The organism is Faecalibacterium intestinale (assembly GCF_040096575.1).
GTDB classification, from domain to species: Bacteria; Bacillota; Clostridia; order Oscillospirales; family Ruminococcaceae; genus Faecalibacterium; species Faecalibacterium intestinale.
This window is the reverse complement of the sequence record NZ_JBBMEN010000011.1, coordinates 46,051-62,614: the sequence shown is the minus strand read 5'-3', so window position 1 is coordinate 62,614 and position 16,564 is coordinate 46,051. Positions and strand designations below refer to the sequence as shown.

The window sequence follows — 16,564 nt, the reverse complement described above, 5'->3', positions numbered from 1 at the left end:
TTTCGGAATACTCTAATACTATAAAAAGGTAGGACCCCGGGCGCTCCGGCATCCTTTGCCGGGCGGTTCGGCTTTGCCTGAATGATAAGGAAAGAGGGCTTTTGAATGAAAAAACGTGTTGGTATCCTGACCTCCGGCGGCGATTGTCCGGGCCTGAACGCCACCATCCGCGGCGTTGCAAAAGCACTGTACGCCCGCATGGGGGATAACGTGGAGATCGTAGGCATCGCCAATGGCTACAGCGGCCTGATCAACGGCGATTACCGCGAGATGACCGAGGACGACTTCCGCGGCATCCTGACCTTAGGCGGCACCATTCTGGGCACCAAGCGCACCCCCTTTAAGATGATGCGTGTGGTGGAGGACGACAACATTGATAAGGTCGCCGCCATGAAAAAGACCTACAAGGCTGCCAAGCTGGACTGCCTGCTGTGTCTGGGCGGCAACGGCACCCATAAGACCGCCAACCTGCTTTCACAGGAGGGGCTGAACATCATCGGTCTGCCCAAGACCATTGACAACGATATCTACGGCACCGATGTGACATTCGGTTTCCATACCGCTGTAGACATCGCCACTGACGTCATCGACCGCATCCACACCACCGCCGGCAGCCACAGCCGCGTGATGTGCATCGAGATCATGGGCAACAAGGCCGGCTGGCTTACCTTGTATTCCGGCATTGCCGGCGGCGCGGACATCATCCTGCTGCCTGAGCTGCCCTACGATATCGACCGCGTGTGCGAGGCCGTGGAGCGCCGTGCGAAGAAGGGCTCGAACTTCTCCATCCTCGCCGTGGCCGAGGGTGCCATCAACACCGAGGAAGCCCGCATGAAGCGCAAGGACTGGATGGCCAAGCGTGCTGAGGCAGGGCTTGGCACCACCGCCACCAACCGCATTGCGCAGGCGGTACAGAAAAAGACTGGCATGGAGACTCGCGTGTGCATCCCGGGTCATATGCAGCGCGGCGGCAGCCCCAGCGCCTACGACCGTGTGCTTGCCACCCAGTTCGGCAGCTATGCCGCACAGCTGGTGGAGGTGGAGCGCTACGGCGTAACCGTGGCCATGGTGAACCGCCGGGTGACCGAGAACCGTCTGGCAGACATTGCCGGCAAGACCCGCAATGTGCCTGAAAACTGCGAGCTGCTGAGCGTGGCGCGCCGCATGGGCGTCTGTCTGGGCTGAGCACCAATTTGCGTTGGGATGCTATGGATAAATAGCACAAAAATCGGACAGGCCGCGGTCTGTCCGATTTTTGCATTTCACCATTTCTCAGCGGTCAGTCACATCATGCCGGGTGGGCAAGCCCTCGGCAAAGGCGGAAGCGCTTTCCAGCACACTGAGCACCATGCTCTTTACAGCCTCGTAGGTGTAGAAGGCTGTGTGGTCGGTCAGGAGCACGTTGGGCATCGCGCGCAGCGCAGCCAGTTCCGGGTTCGGGATCACATCCCCCATGCGGTCGTAATAGTACAGACCGTTCTCGTTTTCCAGCACATCCAGACTGGCAGCACCCACCTGCCCGCTTTCCAGCGCCTTCAGCAGAGCATCGCTGTCGATCAGCTTGCCGCGGGCGGTATTCACGATGGTCACGCCGGGCTTCATCTTGGCAAAGGCTTCGGCGTTGAGCAGATGATGGTTTTCCTCGGTGGCATTGGTGTGCAGGGTGATGACATCACTCTCGGCAAACAGGGTGTCCAGCGGCACATACTCCGCGATCTTCTTTACCTCTTCACTCTGGTACAAGTCGTAGGCAAGCAGACGGCAGCCAAAGCCGGACAGGTGCTTCAGCACGGTCTGCCCGATGCGTCCCGTGCCAATGACGCCCACAGTGCAGTGGGAGATATCCCGTCCGAGCTTGCCCTTCAGGGAGTAGTCCTGCACTTCGCCCCGCTTGAGGATGTGCCCCGCCTTGCGCAGACTCATCAGCATGAGCATAATGGCAAAGTTCGCCACGCCCTCGGGAGGATAATCCGCATTGGATATCTTCATGCCCAGCTCCCGTGCCTTTTCCAGATCTATATGGTCGTAGCCGATGGAGCGGCAGCAGATGGCTTTCACCCCAAGATCGTGGAAGCGCTGCAGCATGGGTGCGCTCATATCGCAGGGAGTCACCGATACCGCATCGCAGCCTGCGGCCAGCTGGGCGTTCTCCATGGTGGGATACACCTCAGTATAACCGTACTCGATGCCATACTGCTTTGCCAGTTCCTCTACGATGCCCTGCTCATCGTAGGGGCGCAGGGTGTAGAAAAACACTTTGACTGCCATAAAATCTCCTCCTGATCTTTCTGCTGTGCGGTGCGCCCGCTTCTTTATAAGGGTGTCTTTATTGTAGCACGTTTATGACTGACGGACAACTTTTTACGTTGAATTTTGTTATTGCGCCCGTGCTTTCTGTCCCAAGTGGGCAAAAAAGGTTGTCAAAACAGGAAAAACGGGGTATGATAGAAGCTGGATCACGGGCTGTGATCCTTCAATATTGCTAAAGGAGTGTGCTTTATTATGCGCGCCTATGAACGACTGCTTGATTACGTCAGGGTCTACACCACCTCGGACCCGGAGTCCGGCACCCATCCTTCCGCTGCGCGGGAGTTTGATCTGGCTCACAAGCTGGTGGAGGAACTGAAGGCTCTGGGCGTGGAGGATGCCCGGGTGGACGAACACTGCTACGTCTACGGCTCCCTGCCCGCCACCCCCGGCTGCGAGGAAAAGCCCGCGCTGGGTCTGATCGCCCACATGGACACCGCCCCGGATGCCGGCGGCGAGAACGTGAACCCCATCCTGCACGAGAACTATGACGGCGGTGATGTGGTGCTGCCCGCCACCGGCAAGGTGATGAAGGTCTCTGCCTTCCCCTTCCTTGCCTCCATGAAGGGCGAGACCCTGATCACCACCGACGGCACCACCCTGCTGGGTGCAGATGATAAAGCCGGTGTGGCTGAAATCATGACCGCCGTGGAGACCGTTATCCGCGAGGGCCGTCCCCACGGCAAGCTGTGCATCGGCTTTACCCCGGACGAGGAGATCGGCGAGGGTGCCGATCTGTTCGATATCCCCGGTTTTGGTGCAGACTTTGCCTACACGGTGGACGGCGGCGATGCCGGCGACATCGAGTACGAGAACTTCAACGCCGCTGCTGCCACCGTGACCATCCACGGCTTCTCGGTGCACCCCGGCTCTGCTAAGGACACCATGATCAACGCTTCCAACGTTGCCATGGAGTTCCACGGCGCTCTGCCCGTGATGGCGCGTCCCGAGACCACCGAGGGGCGTCAGGGCTTCTACCACCTGTGCCAGATGTACGGCGACGTCACCACCGCAAAGCTGGGCTACATCCTGCGCGACCATGATGCCGCCAAACTGCAGTTCAAGAAGGACAATATGCAGGACATTGCCGATTACCTGAACGGCAAGTACGGCGCAGGCACCGTAGAAGTGGAGATCAAAGACAGCTACCGCAATATGCTGGAAAAGATCAAGCCCCACTTCCACCTCATTGAGACCGCCCGCAAGGCTGTGCGCATGGCCGGTCTGGAGCCGGTGGAGGTGCCCGTGCGCGGCGGCACCGATGGCGCTACCCTGAGCTGGAATGGTCTGCCCTGCCCCAATCTGGGCACCGGCGGCTTCAACTTCCACGGCGTGTGCGAGTGCACCACCGTGGAGCGGATGGACCGCTGCACTGAGATCGTGCTGAACATCATCTCTCTGTACGCAGAATAATTTTTCTTTCGTTTTCTGTAAAGCCCTTCTGCATAAAAGCATGACCCCGCGTGAAAACGCGGGGTCATGCTGTATAGTTCCCCAAAAACGCATAAAACACAAAAACCCGCCTGGCAGCGGGTTTTTGTGTATAGAGGGGTGGGAAAGTATATAAAGTGGTGAATCTCAATATCAGCGGCAGGCTTTTGTGCAGTGCGCTGCCTTGCATGATGTATTATACCCGTTTTTCTTTTCTTGTCAAACAATATTTTTGGATTTTGCTTTAAAATAATACTTTACTTTTTCGCAAAAACTTTATATAATTAACATAGAATTTCAGAAACGAAATTTTATTCCATTTCCGTGGGTTTGCACAACATAAAAACTTTACTTTCAGAAAATTTTATACAATCCAACATATTTTTTAAGGAGACTTTTATATGGACGATCTCGATCGCAAGATCCTCACGCTTCTGGCCAAAAATGCGCGGATGCCCGTCAAAGAAATCGCAGAGCAGGTATCCCTTACCAGCCCGGCAGTTTCCAGCCGTATCCACAAGCTGGAGACAGACGGCATCATCAGCGGCTATACCGTCACGCTGAACCGTCCGGCAGACCGGATGTATGTGGATGCGCTCATCAGCCTTTCGGTGGCTCCCTCCAAGCAGGATGCCTTTCTGGAGCTGCTGCAGAACAGCCGCGAGGTGCTGCAGTGCTACCACGTTACCGGCGCGTATACCTTTCTGGTCAAGGTCAGCTGCGGCAGCATGGCACAGCTGGAACATCTGATTCTGCAGTTCCAGAAGCTGGGCACTACCAGCACCCAGATCATCCTGTCCACCCCGGTGAACCACGGCGATCTGGACGCTTTGATGCTGTAAGCGGGCACTGTTCATAAAACTGTTACTTTTTCCCTGCAATTCTGCTGTGCAGTGATTCGTATCCAGAATAGCAGCCCAAAACCGGCACACACTACCTGTAGCGTGTGCGCCCCGGCTGCACCTTCCACACACAGCACTATGAAAGGAACTTTAATACTATGAAAAGATTCATCGCCGCCCTGCTGGCAGGGCTGACCCTGTTTACCTTGGTGGGCTGCTCCGGCGGCAGCAAGGCCGACAGCTCCACCCCCAAGGACTACTCCCAGATCATCCACGATGCCCGCAGCGACGAGGACAACGAGTACGATATGATCTTTACCAAGGGCGAGGACGGCAAGTTTACCGCCATTGACGGTTACAGCTCCGAGTACAAGGCCGACCAGCTGGACGAAGAGATCCGGGATATCCTGATGCCGCTGCTGAATCTGGAGGACGACCAGTACACCGCCTTTGCCGCCAGCATTTCCAGCATGATGGTGCGCAGCTATGCTGTTGCCATCGTAAAGCCCGCCGAGGGCAAGACCGATGCAGTAAAGGCTGCACTGGAAGCCTATGTTGCCAGCGAACAGCAGTCCATGGAGCATTATCTGGAGGATCAGTACCTTGTTGCAAAGGCTGCCACCGTCACCGTAGCGCCCACCGGCGAGGTGGTTCTGGTCTGCGCTGAGGATCACGACACCATTCTGTCCAACATTGAAAAGGCTCTGGCCGCGTAAAATGCGTTTCTGAGAGAAGCCGCTGCACAGCGTTTTGTGCAGCGGCTTCTTTTTTTCAGAACTTCAGCCGCTCCTGCAAAAAACGGCACAGCGGTGCAAGGGCATCCGGGGCAAAGCCGGGCACCAGCAGGGTTTGCCCGTCCAGCTCTGCTGGTGCAATATGCGTCCGCTGCACAAAAGGGCTGCTGCACATCGCGGTGCAGCAGCCCTTCAGTTTACCTTATGGAAATGGGGGATATCCGGGACAACGCTTCACAAGCGCAGCCTTTAGTGCAGCTCGGGCCAGTAGTCCTTGTTGGCCACGATCAGGTCGTCCAGGATTTCCTTGGCCACCTTGGCGCTGGGCACGGTCTTGCTCAGGGTCAGTGCCTGCCACATCTTCTGGTAGCTGCGCTCGCAGTAGGCTTCGACCACCAGCTTTTCCACAGCGACCTGCTGGTTCATCATGCCCAGCTGGAAGGTCGGGATCTCACCCTGGCACAGGGGCTCCGGACCATCGTTGCCCACCAGACAGGGCACTTCCACCATGGCGTGGGGATCAAAGTTGCTGATAGCGCCCTTGTTCTCCACGATGCAGAGCATCCGCTCGTGGGTGTTGTAGGCGATGGCGCGGGCCAGATCCACAATAAAGCTTGCGTGGTTGTCGATGCTGAACTCATCGCCCTTGAACTCGCCCGAGGCGGTAATGGCGCGTGCTGCACCGAACACGTTCTTCTCGCGGCCATCGATCACCTCGTTGGCGCGGGTGTAGTTGGGGTCGCTGTGCTCCACCACATAATCCGGGTACAGATAGTACTTCAGGTAGGTGTTGGGCAGGCAGTCCGGAGTAACAGCCAGCAGATCGGCTGCCTTGCGGTGGGTCTCCTGCCAGCTGGCATCCATGTGCTGGGTCTCGATGGCCTTCTGGGTCAGGTAGCCATTCTTGCTTACATAATCGATCAGCTGCGGGGTGTAGTCCGTGCCGTCCTTGTCCTTGACGCTGGTCCACCAGCCAAAGTGGTTCAGGCCAAAGTACCGCACATCCAGATCCTGCGGGGTCTTGCCCACAATGTAGCTCATGCGGCGCAGAGTACCCACCGGCATATCACAGATGTTGATGATCTTTGCGTGGGGACGCAGCACGCGGCAGGCTTCTGCCACGATGGATGCGGGGTTGGAATAGTTGAGCATCCAGCAGTTGGGGCTGTACTTTTCCATATAGTCGATCAGCTGCATGATGTCGGGAATGCTGCGCATACCGTAGGCAATGCCGCCGGGGCCGCAGGTCTCCTGACCCACTACGCCGTGGCTCAGGGGGATCTTTTCGTCCTGCTCACGCATGGGATAGCCGCCGCTGCGGATGTGTGCCATGCAGAAATCCACGTCGGTGAAGGCCTCTTCGGGGTCAGTAGTGTAGCTGAACGCCACATCCGGTGCAACCTTCTTCATTGCCAGTGCCACAGCATCGGCAATGACCTTCTGACGCTCAGGGTTATTGTCGTACAGCTTCAGGCTGCGGATCGGAAAGCGGTCCAGGCTGTGCATCAGCATCATAACGATACCCGGCGTATAGGTACTGCCGCCGCCGGCGATCACAATAGAAAACTTTTTCATGGAAAAATGCCCTCCCTCTTATGGATGTTTTTTATAAATCAATTTAAGGAACGCAATAGATCAATCTTCGCCGCTCAGGCCAAGCTCTGCATCCACGGCCTTGCGCACGGCGTTGACCTTCAGGCCATACACCACCTGCACATTTTTGCCCTTGTGGATAACGGCAGAAGCACCGGTCTGGTTCTTCAGCACATCGTCCTGCACCTTGTCGGGGGTCTGCCAGCTCGGTGCGCAGACGGGTGTAGCAGTTGGTCACCTTCAGGATGTTCTCCTTGCCGCCCAGTGCTTCCACGATGGTGGCAGCATCCACGGCAGCTTCCTGTGCGGGAGCAGCAGTGCCAGTCCCAGCGGCAGCAGTCTTAGCCTTGTACTCGGCCTTGGTATGCAGCTTCATCTCCATGCCATCGGCTTCGCGGCCCAGCGTGTGGAGGTTCATCTTGACGATCAGAACGCGGAAGATCACATAGTACAGGAAGAAGTACAGAACGCCTACGGCAATGTAAAGCGGCCAGCGGGTCTTGGCAATGCCCAGCGGCAGGTTGTACAGCAGGAAATCGATAAAGCCGTTGGGGCCGATGGCGCGGCAGCCCAGCAGGTTCAGCACCACAAAGCTGGAACCAGCCAGCACAGCGTGCATGACGAACAGAATGGGAGCCACAAACAGGAAGCTGAACTCGATGGGCTCGGTGACACCGGCGATAAAGGAGGTGACTGCAGCGGTGATCAGCACGGGCTTGATCTTTTCGCGGTTCTCAGGGCGTGCAGTCTGGTACATGGCCAGGCAGGCACCGATCAGACCAAACATCTTGGAAATGCCGCGGGCATCCCAGATGACGGACTGGCTCAGCACAGCAACGGAGGGATCTGCGATCTCGGCATAGTAGATGTTGCGGGCACTCTCCAGCACCTGACCGCCCACGGTGGCAGTGCCGCCCAGAGAGGTGTACAGGAACGGGGTGTAGACCAGATGGTGCAGACCGGTGGGGATCAGCAGACGCTCCAGCGTACCGTAGATGAACAGACCAAAGTTGCCTGCGCTGCGGATAAAGCCGCCCAGTGCATTGATGCCAGCCTGTGCATACGGCCACACAAAGGTGAACAGCACAGCCATGACCACCATGACCGGGATCAGCACGATGAATACGAAACGGGTACCGCCGTAGATCTGGAATGCATTATTGAACTCTGTTTCACAGAAGCGGTTGTGCACATAGGCCACCACAATGCCCAGCAGCAGGCCGATGAACACGCCCATGTCCAGCACCTGAACGCCCAGGACCATGGCCTGACCGGTGCCGGAAAGGCTGCCCTCTACCAGCATACCGCGCATGTTCATGAATTTGTTCATGGCATTGAGGAACACCAGGAATGCCAGCAGGGAGATAAAGCCTGCCTCAGACTTCTTTTTATTTGCCAGACCGACACTCAGGCCGACACAGAAGATGACACCCAGATTTGTAAGGATCGCATTGAGCGAACCGGACAGCAGAGTGCCGAAGCCGATGGTGATGGGATTATTCAAAAACGGCAGAACGGCCTGCAGGCGAACATTTGTGAACAGGTTGCCGACGGCGATCAGGATGCCGGCAATGGGCAGGATCAGCACGGGGATGAACATTGCTTTGGAAAACCGCTGCAACGCATCCATGACCTTATCCTTCATGGGTTTGACTCCTTCTTTCATTTCACATTTTTCAGATATCGTTCTTGCGCGGGATGCGTCCATCCACACATAACCGGCCGGATCTGTGCCATTACTATCGCACAAAAATTTGCATTTGTAAACAAATTCTGAACAGAAGAAAACGCGTTACTCAAACCGGTAACGCGTTTCTGGCGCTTCTGTGCAAAAAACGGAGTCTTTTTTTGCACATCCTGCACAAATACTCGTTATTTCATGTCTTTTCCAAGGCACAGACGGCGGTATTCGTAGGCGATCAGCTCGATCAGCATCATGGTCTGCGGAAAAAAGGTGTTGGGCATGGTGTTCTGGTCGTCCAGCTTCCACGGGTTCTCTATCCGAAACCACAGGTCGGCAAACTGTCCGATGCTATTTTTCTGCTCGCCGGTAATGGCTACCGTGCACACGCCGTTTTCCTGCGCAGTCTTGATCTTGTCGCGCACCATCGCGGTCTCGCCGGATTTGGAGATGCAGAAAAACATCCCCATCCGTTCCAGTGTATTTTCAAAGATGCCCACAGAATCGCCGCCTGTGGCGCTGACGCACAAAATACCCATATTGACCAGCTTCTGGGTCAGGTAGGTGCACACCGTACCGGAAAAGCCGGTGCCGTAGACAAAGACGATCTTATCCTTCTGCTCCAGAATTTTTTCCGCACAGGCTTTAAGCTGCGTATAGGTATTGTAGTTCAGCAGCGAATCCACACCAAAGCTGTTAAGAAAGTTTTCTTCCTCCTTCATCGTCTGGTGCGGTGTCTCGGTAAAGGAGCGCAGCTTATAGCACATATCCACAAAGCCGCTGTAATCCATCTTGCGCGCCAGCCGCATAATGGTGGAGGTGGAGGTATAGTTCGCCCGCGCTACCCCGCGCACGCCTTCCGTCTGCACCGTGTCCAGATGATCCAGAATGTACTCCAACACCGTCTGCTCGGTATCGGTCAGGTTCTTCCCCTGCGTGATCTTTTCAATATTCACAAAAGCGCCCTCCTGTACTTGATCGTTCTGTGTCATCCGCTTGCGGTCTGTTCTGCTTATTCCGCATCCGTTTGCCTTTTCATCGCTATGCTCGTATCGTACCGCTTATTCGTGCGGACGTCAAGAACAGATTTCAGGACGATAGGCCCATCGCCAAACAAGCCTTACCGGCCGGCGCTGCACAGATAAGCACCTGCTCTCGTTGGTCAGAGCGCCGGTCTTGTCCATGCACAGCACATCCATGTTGCCAAAGCCCTGCATGGCGTTGATATCCTTGATGATGGCGCTGCCTGCGGAGGCTGCCGCAATTTCACCGGAATTTTGCTAAAAATCATTGATTTTATCTGTCAAAGCATTCATAATATTTTTAACTGTAAAAGACGTTTTCGTGTGCAGGAGGAAAAGCATGAAACAGGAGCTGATGGACGCCATTCAGGAAATGCCGGTCATTGCTGCCGTCAAGGACGATGCCGGGCTTTGCAGCGCGCTGACCAACGAGAATATCCGGGTGGTCTTTGTATTATATGGAGATATCTGCAATATCTCCTCCATCGTGCGCCGCATCCACGAAGCGGGGCGCTTTGCCGTGGTGCACATAGATCTTATTGCCGGGCTGGCGGGCAAGGAGGTAGCGGTGGACTTCATCCGCAATACCACCGAAGCGGACGGCATCATCTCCACCCGGCAGTCCTTCATCCGCCGCGCCAAGGAGCTGGGGCTGGCTGCCATCCTGCGGGTATTCCTGCTGGATTCCATCGCGCTGGAAAGTCTGGACAAGATCCCCGCAAACCTGCCGGACTGTTTGGATCTGCTGCCCGGCGCTATGCCCAAGATCCTGCGCCGCGTCTGCGCCAAGGCCAAGGTGCCGGTGCTGACCGGCGGGCTGATCGCGGACAAGGAGGATGTGATGGCGGCTCTGGAAGCCGGTGCCACCGCTATTTCCACCACCAATCAGGCGGTGTGGGATATGTGATCCGCATTCTGCGCAAAAGCGGCGGGTGTTTTTTGTAAGGGTTTCACAAAAAGTGCAAAACACCTTGCTTTTTGTGCAGGGACAGGGTATCATAAAAGCAAACAAGTGCTGTTTGTTTCAAGAGATATGAGCGAAACGGACAAGGGCAGTTGCCTTTGTTTCGGTTCGCTCTTTTTTTGTACCATCAACAGCTGCCCGGCTCCCGACAGGCCAAGGCAGAACGGACAGGAGGAAAAGAACAATGTATGATGTAGCAATCATCGGCTGTGGTGTCATCGGTGCCGCTGCCGCCTACGCACTGTCGCGCTACGACAACAAGGTGGTCATCCTTGAGGCCGAGAACGATGTGGCAGACTGCACCACCAAGGCCAACAGCGCCATTCTCCACGCAGGCTACGACCCCGCCCCCGGCACCCGCATGGCACGGCTGAACGTGCGCGGCGTAGCACTGGCCAAGGAGATCTGCGCAAAGCTGGATGTCTCCTATAAGCAGTGCGGCTCTCTGGTGCTGGCACTGGACGAAAAGGAGCTGCCCCACCTGCAGCATCTGTTTGAGAACGGCACCGCAAACGGCGTGCCCGACATGAAGATCCTTTCCAAGGAAGAGGCCCTTGCCATGGAGCCGAGCCTCTCTGAGAAGGTCTGCGGCGCACTGTGGGCACCCAGCGCCGCCATCGTAAACCCGTGGGAGTACGCACTGGCCATGACCGAGGTGGCGGTACGCAACGGCGTGGAGTTGCGCCGCAACTGCAAGGTGACCGATGCCGAGTTCATCGAGGGCGGCTACCGCCTGACCGTGCCCAGCGGCACGGTGGAGACCCGCTGCGTCATCAACGCTGCCGGTATCTGGGCAGACAAGGTACACTCCATGGTGGAGCCCGCCAACTTCCACATCATTCCCACCCGCGGCGAGTACTATCTGCTGGACAAGAGCGAGGGCACCCGCGTGAGCCACGTCATCTTCCAGTGCCCCAACGCGCTGGGCAAGGGCGTGCTGGTAGCACCTACCGTGCACGGCAACCTGCTCGTCGGCCCCAACGCAGAGCCGGTGGAAGGCAACGACACCTCCTGCACCAGCAGCGGTCTGGAATTTGTCAAGACCACTGCCCAGCGCAGCGTGCCCAGTATCAACTTCGGCGAGTCCATCCGCAGCTTTGCGGGCGTGCGCGCCAATCTGGACGTGGACGACTTTATCATTGGCGAAGAGCCGGAAGCACCCGGCTGGATCGATCTTGCCGGCATGAAGAGCCCCGGCCTGTCCGCTGCCCCGGCGGTTGCTGAGGAAGCTGTTGCCATCCTGCAGCAGCGCGGTGTTCTGGGCGCTGAAAAGGCCGATTACAAGGACGGCCGCCGCCATATCCGCTTCAAGGAGCTTTCCGCAGAGGAAAAGGCGGCACTGGTCAGGGAACAGCCCGCCTATGGCCGGGTGATCTGCCGCTGCGAGACCATCACCGAGGGCGAGATCTTAGCAGCTCTCCACAGTGAGGTGCCCGCCACCACCATCGACGGCGTCAAGCGCCGCGCCGGTGCAGGCATGGGCCGCTGTCAGGGCGGCTTCTGCGGCCCCCGCGTGCTGGAACTGATCAGCCGTGAGCTGGGCATAGACCCCTTGGACATCCTGCAGGACAAGAACGGCTCGAACGTTCTGGTCAGCGAAACGAAGGTAGGAGGAAAGAGCAATGGTTGATCTGGTCATTATCGGCGGCGGCCCTGCGGGCCTTGCTGCTGCCTGCAAGGCATGGGAAAGCGGTCTGCGCGACATCCTCATTCTGGAGCGCGACAAGGAGCTGGGCGGCATTCTGAACCAGTGCATCCACAACGGCTTCGGTCTGCACCGCTTTGGCGAGCAGCTCACCGGCCCGGAGTACGCCGGACGCTTTATTGCGATGCTCAAGAACACCGGCGTGAAGGTTCATCTGGACACCATGGTGCTGGAAGTGACCCCGGATAAAAAGGTGCACTGTGTTTCTAAGGAGTACGGCTACCAGATCATCGAAGCCAAGAGCATCGTTCTGGGCATGGGCTGCCGCGAGCGCACCCGCGGTGCCATCGGCACCCCGGGTACCCGCCCTGCCGGTGTGTACACCGCCGGTGCCGCACAGCGCTATGTGAACATGGAAGGTTATCTGGTGGGCAGGCGGGTGCTGATCCTCGGCAGCGGCGACATCGGCCTGATCATGGCGCGCCGCATGACCCTTGAGGGCGCAAAGGTGCTGGCCTGCGTAGAGGTGATGCCCTACTCCGGCGGCCTGACCCGCAACATCGTGCAGTGCCTGAACGACTTTGATATTCCTCTGTACCTCTCCCACACCATCGTGGATATTCAGGGCAAGAATCGCGTAGAAAAGGCCATTGTGGCCGAGATCGGCCCCGACCGCAAGCCCATCCCCGGCACCGAGATGGAGTTTGATGTGGACACCATCCTGCTGAGCGTAGGTTTGATCCCCGAGAACGAGCTGACCAAGCAGGCCGGTATCGAGATGGATCCCCGCACCAAGGGTGCCATCGTGTACGAGAACATGGAGACCAGCATTCCCGGCGTGTTTGCCTGCGGCAACGTGGTGCAGGTACACGATCTGGTGGACTTTGTTTCCGGCGAGAGCGAGCTGGCCGGTGCGGCCGCTGCCAGCTACGTCCAGAACGGCCCCGTAGCCGAGGGACGCGTGCTGACCGTGAAGCCCGGTGCAGATCTTGGCTACACCCTGCCGCAGCGCATCCGTCTGGAGGGCGTGGAAAAGAGCACCAACGTCTCCTTCCGCGTCCGCCGCATCTGCGGCAGGAGCACCATCCTTGTCAAGAGCGGTGACACGGTGATCGCACGCTTCAAGCGCGACCGCCTTGCCCCCGGTGAGATGGAGCACATTGCCCTGCCCAGAGTGCTGCTGGACAGAGCCCCCGTGGACGAAGTGACCATTGAGATCGAGGAGGCATGAGCGATATGAAGGAAGTAATTTGCACCTGCTGCCCGCAGGGCTGCCATCTGCAGGTGGATGAGGCCAACGGCTATAAAGTGACCGGCAACGGCTGCCCCAACGGCATCGCCTACGGCAAGGAAGAGCTGACCCACCCCACCCGCATCATTACCAGCACCGTGCGCGCCGAGGGCTGCCTGCACTCCCGCTGCCCGGTCAAGACCTCCAAGCCCGTGCCCAAGGGACAGATGGCCGAGGTTGTCGCCGCGCTGGACAGCGTGGTGCTGCACGCACCCATCCATGTGGGTGATGTGGTGCTGCACAACGTCTGCGACACCGGGGCAGACATTGTGACCTGCCGCGATATGGCATAAAAGCCTTTCTGCACAAAGTCAAAGCAGCCGCTGCACCTTGCCGTGCGGCGGCTGCTTTGCGTTGGCGGTGCAAAACACAGGTGCAGCAAGCCCCCTTCCGGGTCGTCCCGTCTCCCATCGCAGCGCAAGCTGCTCTTGACTTTTTGCCGCCGAACCGGTATGTTGGTACTGTCCGTTTGCCACACAGCATTGCATTTATAATATAAGGTAACTTTATGAAAATACGCAGCACGACCCCTTTGCAGATCACTGACCGCTTTGGCGCACAGGCGGCCTTTGCCAGCCTGCGCCTGCCGGACGGCACCGAAGCCGCCGTACCGGCAGAGCACGCCGCCGCTATTTATGTAAACGAGCAGCCCGCTTTCCGGGTGGTATGCACCCCGGCGCTGCTGCCACAGCTGGCCTTGGGGCGGCTGCTCACCGAAGGGTGGATCGCATCTGCAGACGAGGTGGAGCAGATCGCCGTCTGCGCCGAGGGTGCAAAGGTGCAGGTATATCTGCGCCACCCGCTGCCCACCCGCCGCGCCGCCGCGCAGGAAGTTGCCAGCTGCTGCACCGATAATATCGCGCTGGGCAGCCCGGTGGAGCTGCAGCCCCTGCGCCCTGTGCCCGGGCTGGCACTACAGCCGGAATGGGTGCAGACCCTGACCACCGCCATGCACGCCGGACTGCCGCTGTACCGCGCCACCCGGGCGGTGCACAGCTGCTTTGTGCTGCACAAGGGCGAGATCGTTTTTGCCTGCGAGGATCTGGGGCGGCACAACGCGCTGGATAAGGCGGTGGGCTGCGCGGTGCTGGCGGGGCTGCCGCTGGCAGAATGTGTGCTGTACACCAGCGGCCGGGTGCCGCTGGATATGGTGCGCAAGGCCATCCGCGCCGGGGTGCCGGTGCTGGTAAGCAAAAGCATGCCCACCGTGCAATCCGCAGAGCTTGCTGCGGAATACGGCCTGCAGCTGGTGTGCGGGCGCAAATTCCCTAAAGTTTAAACAAATATTACAAAAACAATAGTTATAAAACGGAAAAGCCTGTCTGTTTCTGTTGACATACTCCGCGCACGCATGTTAATATATTATCGAAGAGACCGCTCCGCTGTTGCAGCAGCCAGAGCGGCCTCAATTGTTGTCCGGGGTTACCCGGCAAAAATAAAAAACAGGCAGGTGATAACATGAAGCAGGCAACCAACCCGTTTGCGCCCGTACCGCTGTGGCGCAAGCGGCTGCCGGGCTATGCAGCCATGGGCGTTGCGACCATCGCCTTGGCGGTCGGTCTGACCACCTTGCAAAGCGCACGCACCACGGTTGCCGGTACGCTGCTGCCGGTGTCGGAGGCGGATGCAGCCACCTACGGCATCAGCGCAGTGTACCAGCTCGACGATGGCAGCTACCGCGTGGAGGGCTCTCAGAAGGGCTTCCAGAGCGATGTGCAGGCTGCCGTGACCATTGACGCCGAGGGCAATGTTTCCGCAGTAGAGATCCTCTCTCAGGACGAAACGGAAAGCCTTGGCGGCCAGTGTGTCAATCCGGAGTTCACGTCCCAGTATCAGGGTGCAGCCCCCTTCACGCTGGCGGGCAAAAGCTACACCGTAACGGATCCCGTTACCGGTGCCGCCTATGCCGCTGCCGGTGCGGCGGAGGAGCAGCCCGCTGCTGCCGGGGATTTTGACCCCGCACAGTGGCGCACCTATGATACCTCTCCTGAGGCCGAGGCGACCCGCAAGATGTATGCTGCGGGGCTTACCCTCTCGGCACTAAATGGAGAGCCCTTGGACGATGAACTGGCTCCGCCGCTGGATTCCAGCGCAGAGGCCGTAGCACGGCGCAAGCTGTACGCAGCCATGCTCAGCAAGAGCGCACTGGACGGCGAGCCGATGGCGATCCCCTTTGCGGATCTCTCGGCAGAGGAGCAGTCTAAGGTGCGTCTGGAGCAGGCCAGCCTGACCACCACCGGCAATGCGTCCGGTGCCGTCAGCGCAGACCTGACCGAGGTGGACGCCCTTTCCGGCGCGACCATCACCTCTTCGGCTGTGACGACCATCGTCAACAACTCGTATTTCTATGTGACCGAGGTGCTCAGCGCAGAGTGACCTCAACGGAGGAATGGAACCTATGGCAAAAACTGATTTCCTGACGGCTGACATGACCCGCCGTCAATTCATGAAGATCTCGGGCAAGAGCCTTGCAGGGCTCACCCTGTCCGCTTCCATGCTGTCCCTGTTCGGCTGCTCTCAGCAGCAGGTGGATTCCGGCGCAGTGGCCACCTGGGCACTGCCGCAGGGCCTGCTGGTGGTCAACGCAGACCTGTGCACCGGCTGCCAGCGCTGCGAGATCAACTGCACCCTGACCAACGACGGCGTGTGCTCCTCTTACATCAGCCGCGTTAAGATCCAGCGCCGCCTGAATCTGGACGGCGCAGGCAACGGCCTGCTGTCCGGCACCGATAACTGCTTTGTCTACTTCCCGGATACCTGCCGCCAGTGCGAGGACCCCGCCTGCGGCAACGCCTGCCCGCAGAAGGCCATCACCACCGACGACCGCGGCATCCGCGTAGTGGATACCGACAAGTGCATTGGCTGCGGTGCCTGCCATGATGCCTGCCCGTGGCATATGCCCACCGTCAACCCCGAGACCGGCAAGTCCTCCAAGTGCATCGCCTGCGGTGCCTGCGTGGCAGGCTGCCCGTCCGGCGCTCTGTCCATCGTGGACTGGGATGCCGTTACCAGCGCAGCACAGGCTGCATACTTGGATCTGTAAGGAGGAACTAC

General features: G+C 58.3%; 14 protein-coding genes and 1 pseudogene. 11 read left to right on the top strand and 4 right to left on the bottom strand.

The annotated features are described in order from the left end of the window. The first annotated feature begins 105 nt into the window (after nt 1-105). The gene (locus WMO20_RS09010) at nt 106-1,185 is read left to right on the top strand and encodes a 6-phosphofructokinase (RefSeq protein ID WP_112090647.1); all 1,080 of its coding nucleotides are present in this window, start codon (nt 106-108) and stop codon (nt 1,183-1,185) included. An 87-nt stretch (nt 1,186-1,272) separates the two neighbouring features. Here the strand turns inward: WMO20_RS09010 and WMO20_RS09005 are convergent, their stop codons facing one another. Further along, the gene (locus WMO20_RS09005) at nt 1,273-2,268 is read right to left on the bottom strand and encodes a D-isomer specific 2-hydroxyacid dehydrogenase family protein (RefSeq protein ID WP_349186542.1); all 996 of its coding nucleotides are present in this window, start codon (nt 2,266-2,268) and stop codon (nt 1,273-1,275) included. 234 nt (nt 2,269-2,502) lie between these two features. Between WMO20_RS09005 and pepT the strand changes: the two genes are divergently transcribed. The 3 genes from pepT (at nt 2,503) to WMO20_RS08990 (ending at nt 5,296) form a co-directional block, all read left to right on the top strand. Then, complete coding sequence (pepT, locus tag WMO20_RS09000) at nt 2,503-3,720, top strand: peptidase T (RefSeq protein WP_316539465.1); 1,218 nt, start codon at nt 2,503-2,505, stop codon at nt 3,718-3,720. A gap of 419 nt (nt 3,721-4,139) precedes the next feature. Beyond that, nucleotides 4,140-4,580 carry an Lrp/AsnC family transcriptional regulator gene (locus WMO20_RS08995; RefSeq protein WP_015536797.1) on the top strand — a complete coding sequence of 147 codons (441 nt, stop codon included), beginning with the start codon at nt 4,140-4,142 and terminating at the stop codon, nt 4,578-4,580. A gap of 158 nt (nt 4,581-4,738) precedes the next feature. After that, nucleotides 4,739-5,296, top strand: a complete 558-nt coding sequence (locus WMO20_RS08990) for a DUF4358 domain-containing protein (RefSeq protein WP_112090644.1) — start codon at nt 4,739-4,741, stop codon at nt 5,294-5,296. A gap of 267 nt (nt 5,297-5,563) precedes the next feature. On the opposite strand, the gene WMO20_RS08985 is transcribed toward WMO20_RS08990, so the two are convergent. From WMO20_RS08985 to WMO20_RS08975, 3 genes and pseudogenes are all read right to left on the bottom strand, one after another. Beyond that, nucleotides 5,564-6,889 carry a 6-phospho-alpha-glucosidase gene (locus tag WMO20_RS08985; protein ID WP_349186537.1) on the bottom strand — a complete coding sequence of 442 codons (1,326 nt, stop codon included), beginning with the start codon at nt 6,887-6,889 and terminating at the stop codon, nt 5,564-5,566. Between the two features lie 60 nt (nt 6,890-6,949). Beyond that, nucleotides 6,950-8,552 (bottom strand): annotated as a pseudogene (locus WMO20_RS08980) (PTS transporter subunit EIIC). Between the two features lie 227 nt (nt 8,553-8,779). Then, nucleotides 8,780-9,544, bottom strand: a complete 765-nt coding sequence (locus tag WMO20_RS08975; protein ID WP_349186536.1) for a MurR/RpiR family transcriptional regulator — start codon at nt 9,542-9,544, stop codon at nt 8,780-8,782. A 406-nt stretch (nt 9,545-9,950) separates the two neighbouring features. Here WMO20_RS08975 and WMO20_RS08970 point away from each other — a divergent pair, with 406 nt between their 5' ends. From WMO20_RS08970 to WMO20_RS08940, 7 genes are all read left to right on the top strand, one after another. After that, nucleotides 9,951-10,517 carry a glycerol-3-phosphate responsive antiterminator gene (locus WMO20_RS08970; protein WP_112090643.1) on the top strand — a complete coding sequence of 189 codons (567 nt, stop codon included), beginning with the start codon at nt 9,951-9,953 and terminating at the stop codon, nt 10,515-10,517. A gap of 241 nt (nt 10,518-10,758) precedes the next feature. Then, nucleotides 10,759-12,204 (top strand): NAD(P)/FAD-dependent oxidoreductase, encoded by a 1,446-nt coding sequence (locus WMO20_RS08965; protein ID WP_349186533.1) that lies wholly within the window; start codon nt 10,759-10,761, stop codon nt 12,202-12,204. Continuing rightward, the gene (locus WMO20_RS08960; RefSeq protein WP_349186532.1) at nt 12,197-13,450 is read left to right on the top strand and encodes an NAD(P)/FAD-dependent oxidoreductase; all 1,254 of its coding nucleotides are present in this window, start codon (nt 12,197-12,199) and stop codon (nt 13,448-13,450) included. The genes WMO20_RS08965 and WMO20_RS08960 overlap by 8 nt, the downstream gene beginning before the upstream one ends. Nucleotides 13,451-13,455: 5 nt before the next feature. Beyond that, on the top strand, nt 13,456-13,803 hold the full coding sequence (locus WMO20_RS08955; protein WP_112090640.1) for a DUF1667 domain-containing protein: 348 nt from the start codon (nt 13,456-13,458) through the stop codon (nt 13,801-13,803). 215 nt (nt 13,804-14,018) lie between these two features. Then, nucleotides 14,019-14,789, top strand: coding sequence for a formate dehydrogenase accessory sulfurtransferase FdhD (locus tag WMO20_RS08950; RefSeq protein ID WP_349186531.1), 771 nt, complete (start codon nt 14,019-14,021; stop codon nt 14,787-14,789). Nucleotides 14,790-14,968: 179 nt separating this feature from the next. Then, on the top strand, nt 14,969-15,886 hold the full coding sequence (locus WMO20_RS08945; protein WP_349186529.1) for an FMN-binding protein: 918 nt from the start codon (nt 14,969-14,971) through the stop codon (nt 15,884-15,886). Between the two features lie 22 nt (nt 15,887-15,908). Next, nucleotides 15,909-16,553, top strand: a complete 645-nt coding sequence (locus WMO20_RS08940; protein WP_055186098.1) for a ferredoxin-like protein — start codon at nt 15,909-15,911, stop codon at nt 16,551-16,553. Nucleotides 16,554-16,564: the final 11 nt, after the last annotated feature.